This window comes from Anabaenopsis sp. NIES-4685, assembly GCF_059725405.1.
On the sequence record NZ_AP043602.1, the window covers coordinates 2,378,538 to 2,384,971 of the forward strand.

Here is a 6,434-nt window from a genome sequence, read left to right on the forward strand (position 1 = left end):
AACGGTAATATTGGTGTTTTTCCCAATATTAACTACTGCTTCTAAAGGATTGCTAGAGTGCCAATATCTGTAGTGCTTTGCAGCACTGACACCACCCCCGCACCAGCGGAACCGGTTTTTAAATTCGCCTCATCCTCTCCGGTGTATTCCTCTTTAACCAGGCGATTTACCGCTGCGACAACCAAGTTATCAGCTGTAATATTGCTGTTAGCCCCGATATCAACATTAGTTTTACTAGTAATAGTATTATCTACCACAGCCCCAGTACCCGCGGCTAAGGCTACAGCGTAACTATCCGCCCCCGCATCTACCTTTTGGCTGAGATTAGAGGTAACAAGAAGACTTTTGAGGTTGATTGTGGTACTGTCCCCAATGCGCGCCAAGGTAGAGTAATCATTAGTGACTGTGGAGGAAGAACCCAAACCAGCAATTACCCCCGCACCCGCTGCGACGCTTTCTGGTAGCAGGTCAGAAACACCACTAGCTTCTATAGTTAACAACCGCCCATTAACCACAGAACCATTACCCAAAGTAGCGGTTACTTCGTTTATATTATTACCTCTACCCAGAGTAATATCCGCAATCATCGCCCCTGCTGCTAAAGCTCCTAAAGCGCCTCCTTTAGCATCAGCCCTGACCTGATTATCCCCGGTCGCTTTAATTTCTACATCACCCAAGGCATTTAAACTCACACCTTCGGTAACCGCTCTCACCACAGTAGTAATATTACCCGTAGCCATATTAGCTGTAACCCCAGCCCCAATCCCAGCGGCGGCTGCAATGCCTATAGATAGAGTCTGGGGAATATAGCTCACAGCATCAGCATTAATCCTAATGTTATTGGCAGTAATACTCAAAGGAATAGCACGTACAGCCCAAACCTTAAGAGGGTCGTTATCCACAACGGCTTCAACGGTACTCTTAAGCTCATTTTTGACCACAGCCACACCCAGAGCTAGTGCGATCGCCCCACCCGCAGCAGTCGCTCCTTTAGCCTGTGCGGTTAGTTGAGCATCTTCATGAGCCAGAATACTCACATCTTCCCCACTCATCAGGGTGATTAAACCCGTAACCTTAGCTGTAACAGTATTCCCTATAGTATTACTAATATCAATACCACCACCACTCACAGCCAAAGCACCCGCCGCCACGGAAGCACTCACCGCATCAACATCATTAATATGTGCCTGTGCTGCACTAGCATCAACAGTAATATTTTTTAAACTTTCAATAGTTCTGGCCCCGGTGCTGTGGATGTAGGCTTGGATATCATTACTCAACTCATTTACCACCCGAGACACACCCACAGACAACCCCGCCAAACTAGCAGCCACTGCCACACCCATCGCTGAAGCCTTAGTTACCTCACTGCGGGAACTAGCCTTAACCTCCACTTCACCTAAACTACTTACCCCCGTGTTTTGCAAATAAGCATGGACCCTAGACCCCATCTTATTAGTCACAGATGCCCCACTACCAGCCGCCGCACCACCAATACCAGCGGCTACAGCCACAGCCCCCGCAAATGCGATTGACCCCACAGACTCAACCCCAGTAGCCACAACCCGCACATCACCAGTAGCCTTCACTGTTGACCCTTGAATATAAGCCAGAACCTGATTCCTATAGCCAGTGGTATCTCCCACACTATCAAAGCCAATCAGGTTTCTTGCCAGGCTCACACCCATCGCCGCCGCCGCTGCTACTAATCCTCCACTCACAGACCCCGCAGCCGCACCTACTACGGCTGACAGGTTTAAGTTACTGTCTGCCACCACAACCACGTCCCCATCCCCTCCTGCGGTTTCTATGGTGCTGTTACTGATGTAAGCCCCAACCTGGTTAGTAACAATGTTTGTACCCTCAGCCCCTGCCCCACTCAGGGCGATTCCTATGGAAGAAACACCCGCAGCTAATGCAGCCGCTACGGAGGTAGTTTTAATTTGAGCGGTTTCTTTGGCTGAAAGGGCAACTTCTCCGTTAGTGGTTTTTAAATTCACATTCTGGATGTAAGCCAAGACTTCATTTTTAATGGTGTTCCGGGCTAAAGATACCCCAATAGATACAGATACTGCTGCCGCCCCAGCAAAGGAAGCCGCTAAGGAAGCAGCACCAGTGAAGGATTCGATGGTGGAGCTATCATCCGCAATTAATTTGACTTCTTTGGCGGTGATGGTAATGGGGGTTGTGGTGGTGCTGACAATGTAGGCGTTAACTTTACTATTAATCTTGTTTTCTGCACTGACACCGGCTCCGCCTAAGCCTACACCAGCTGTACCTGCTGCTGCTACCGCAAAGGAACCAGCGGCTACTGTGGCTGAAATGTTGGTATGGGCGATCGCACTTTGATGTAAGTTACCAGTGGCTGTGACATTGGCATTATTAATGTAGGCTTGAACTTCTCCAGTGATGTGATTCTCAGCCGCTGCTGCCCCAATGGATACCCCGACCCCCGCAGCGCCGCCACCACCTGCAGCCCCAGATGCTGCTGCAATCAGGGCATTAATGTTAGATGTATTTTCCGCTGTCAGAGTTACATCACCAGCACTGGTAATCGTGCCTCTATCAATATAGGCATTATTTTTATGGGTGATAATATTGTCTGCTTTGGCACCAGCACCACTGACTGCTATACCCGCTGTACCCCCTAACCCAGCGGCGAGGGAAGCGGCGATAGAACTAGCTTTAATAGAAGCAGCTTCTTTCACTGATGCGATTAGAGCACCTGTGTTAGTTGTAATGTTGGCAGTTTTAGTGTAGGCTGTCACTTCACTAGTAATGGTATTCCGGGCTAAAGATACGCCAATAGATATAGAGACCGCTGCCGCTCCGGCAAAGGAGGCTGCGAGGGATGCCGCACCGGTGAAGGATTCAATGGTAGAGGTATCCTCAGCGATTAATTTTACTTCCTTGCCAGTGATGGTAATGGGGGTAGTGGTGCTGCTGGCAATGTAGGCATTAACTTTAGTATTAATCTTGTTTTCAGCACTTACACCGGCTCCCCCTAAACCAGCACCAGCAGTACCCGCTGCCGCAACCGCAAAGGAACCAGCGGCTACGTTAGCGGCAATATTAGTATGGGCGATCGCGCTTTGATGTAAGTTACCGGTGGCGGTGACATTGGCATTATTAATGTAGGCTTGAATTTCTCCGGTAATTTGATTTTCAGCTACGGCTGCCCCAATGGATACACCGACCCCGGCAGTACCGCCACCACCCACAGCCCCAGAGGCTGCTGCAATCAGGGCATCAATATTAGATGTGTTTTCTGATGTGAGAGTTATGTCACCGGCACTGTTAATAGTGCCTCTGTTAATATAGGCATTGTTTTTATAAGTAATAATATTATCTGCTTTTGCCCCAGCCCCGCTGACTGCTATACCTGCTGTACCCGCTAAACCGGCGGCGAGGGAAGCGGCGATAGAACTGGCTGTGATAGTAGAGGCTGTTCCCACCTCTGCACTGATACCACCCAAGTTGGTGGTGATGTTAGCATTGTTAGTATAGGCAGTAATTTCACTACTAATAGTGTTCTCAGCTAAAGACACGCCAATAGATAGGGAAACACCGGCCGTACCGGCGAGTGTTGCAGCTAGGGATGCCGCACCGGTGAAGGATTCAATGGTGGAGGTATCATCAGCGATTAATTTTACTTCCTTAGCTCTGACAGTAATGGGGGTAGTGGTGGTGCTGGCAATGTAGGCATTCACCTTAGTATTAATCTTATTCTCTGAACTTACCCCGGCTCCGCCCAAACCAACGCCAGCCGTACCCGCAGCCGCAACCGCAAAGGAACCAGCCGCGACAGTAGCAGAAATATCTGTATCGGCGATCGCACTTTGATGTAAGTTACCAGTGGCTGTGGCATTAGCATTATTAATGTAGGCTTGGACTTCTCCAGTGATTTGATTTTCAGCCGCTGCTGCCCCAATGGATACACCCACACCAGCAGTTCCACTACCACCCACAGCCCCAGATGCCGCCACAATCAGGGCATCAATATTAGATGTATTTTCTGATGTCAGAATTATATCACCAGCACTGGTAATCGTGCCTCTATTAATATAGGCATTATTTTTATAGGTAATAATATTATCTGCCCTTGCGCCAGCACCACTGACTGCTATACCCGCCGTACCCCCTAACCCAGCGGCGAGGGAAGCGGCGATAGAACTAGCTTGAATAGAAGCAGCTTCTTTCACTAATGCGATTATTGCGCCTGTGTTAGTAGTGACGTTAGCATTGCTGGTGTAGGCTGTCACTTCACTAGTAATGGTATTCCGGGCTAAAGACACGCCAATAGATAGGGAAACACCGGCCGTACCGGCGAGTGTTGCAGCTAGGGATGCCGCACCGGTGAAGGATTCAATGGTGGAGGTATCATCAGCGATTAATTTTACTTCCTTGGCAGTGATGGTAATAGGGGTAGTGGTGCTGGCAATGTAGGCATTCACCTTAGTATTAATCTTGTTTTCAGCACTCACCCCGGCTCCGCCCAAGCCTACGCCCACTTTGCCACCACCAGCAACCGCAAAGGAACCAGCGGCTACAGTGGCTAAAATCACACCATCGGCGATCGCAGTCTGATGTAGGTTACCAGTGGCTGTGACATTGGCATTATTAAGATAAGACTGGATTTCTTGGGTGATAGTATTGTTCGCAACACCTACACCCACGGAAGCAGCAGCCCCTAACTTACCACCAAAAGCTAGAGCACCGGAAGCCGCCGAAATCATAGCATCCACAGAGGCGCTATTTTGTGATGTCAGTTCTACATTGACCGCGTTAATAATTCGACTATTATCAATGTAGGCATTATTTTTAGACAGAATGATATTATCAGCGGCAGCACCAGCCCCACTAACCGCAAAACCTGCCTTACCAGCAACTGCTGCTGCTACGGAAGCGGCGATGGAAGTAGCAGAAATGGCTGTTTCTTGCCTCCACCGCTTGCCATCATTGTAATTCTCAGCAGCGAGATTGTGGGTTACTAATTGCCAACGACTAGTATCACTATAATCTTCAACACTCAAATCAATACCATCAATATTAACCGAGCTTCTATAAAACGCACCGCCAGTACCACCGCCGGCATAATCATTAGCTAACTTGACAATGTTCCCGGCTGTAATATAGCAACCGCCAAGGTAATTTAAGCATAAACTATAAGTAGTCCCTTTTCATGTGAAGCGATCGCTTGCTACAGGTATATGCCCAAGCCGTACAGTTACGACCTTCGTCAAAAAGTAATCCAAGCGATTGAACTCGATGGCTTGAAGAAAACTGAAGCCAGTCAAATGTTTAATATTAGTCGCAACACCATCACCCTATGGTTGAAGCGAAAAACCGAAACGGGGGACTTCCAAGCCTTGCCTAGTAAGCGTCCTGGGAATGGTCACAAAATTACCGATTGGGAAAAATTTCGTGAGTTCGCTTCCGTGCATGGCGATAAAACCCAAGTAGAGATGGCCTCACTTTGGCCTGAAGAAATTAGCGAGCGCACAATCTCAAGAGCTTTGAAAAAAATTGGTTTTACGCGAAAAAAAAGACTTATGGCTACCGTGAGCGCGATGAGGTTAAACGACAGGCTTTCGTAACGCAGTTGTCTAAGTTACCTGTGGAGAAGATTGTATACCTCGATGAGTCAGGAATGGACAACCGAGACCAGTATGATTACGGTTGGAACTCAAAAGGACAGCGCTTCCATGCACTTAAATCAGGTCGTCGTCAAGGTCGGGTGAACATAATTGCCGCGCTGTGTAACCATCAGCTGATAGCTCCTTTCACTGTTGAGGGTGCGTGTAATCGAATAGTATTTGAGACTTGGCTTGAAGCTTGTTTGCTTCCCACACTCAAACCGGGACAGGTTGTGGTGATGGATAATGCTACATTTCATAAAGGTGGGCGCATTCAACAACTGATTGAGTACGCAGGGTGTGAAGTGTTGTACCTACCACCTTATTCTCCAGACCTGAATCAGATTGAAAAATGTTGGTCTTGGTTAAAAAGTCGAATCCGCAAAAAACTTGAGCAGTTTGATTCTTTACGAGATGCCATTGAGGATGTCTTACTTTTTGCGTCCTAACCTCCTTGGCGGTTGCTATATTTACCAAATCATCTGAGGTTGTAGATTCAGTGGTGTAATTATAAGCTTCCCCTAAGAACCGATAAACTTTATCATCAGCAGTTTTCACCCTATCCCCAATCATCAAAGCCACTGTCTGGGAGGTATTATAGCGGTGATTAAACTTACTCTGGTCTTCCAGGGTATTTGCTTGGAGAATGACCGAGCCTGTAATAGTGCCATGGACATCTTTAATGTAGGCATTGACGTGATTATCAATATAGTTACTTGCCAAAGACAAACCTAAAGAAAGAGAGCCGCTAACTTTACCCCCTGACAATGAAGCCCCCACCGATATGGACTGGACATC

The 6,434-nt window shown here is 47.9% G+C and carries 2 protein-coding genes; one reads left to right on the forward strand and one right to left on the reverse strand.

The window, feature by feature from the left end:
* Window positions 1-41 precede the first annotated feature (41 nt).
* Window positions 42-5,033, reverse strand: coding sequence for a beta strand repeat-containing protein (locus tag AC6IZ0_RS10245; protein WP_497722826.1), 4,992 nt, complete (start codon window positions 5,031-5,033; stop codon window positions 42-44).
* Between the two features lie 177 nt (window positions 5,034-5,210).
* Between AC6IZ0_RS10245 and AC6IZ0_RS10250 the strand changes: the two genes are divergently transcribed.
* Window positions 5,211-6,085, forward strand: a protein-coding gene (locus tag AC6IZ0_RS10250) for an IS630 family transposase (protein ID WP_497722827.1) whose coding sequence is annotated in 2 segments (ribosomal slippage) — window positions 5,211-5,540 and window positions 5,543-6,085 — 873 coding nt in all. Because the reading frame shifts where the segments join, the coding sequence is not laid out codon by codon here.
* The last annotated feature ends 349 nt before the right edge of the window (window positions 6,086-6,434 follow it).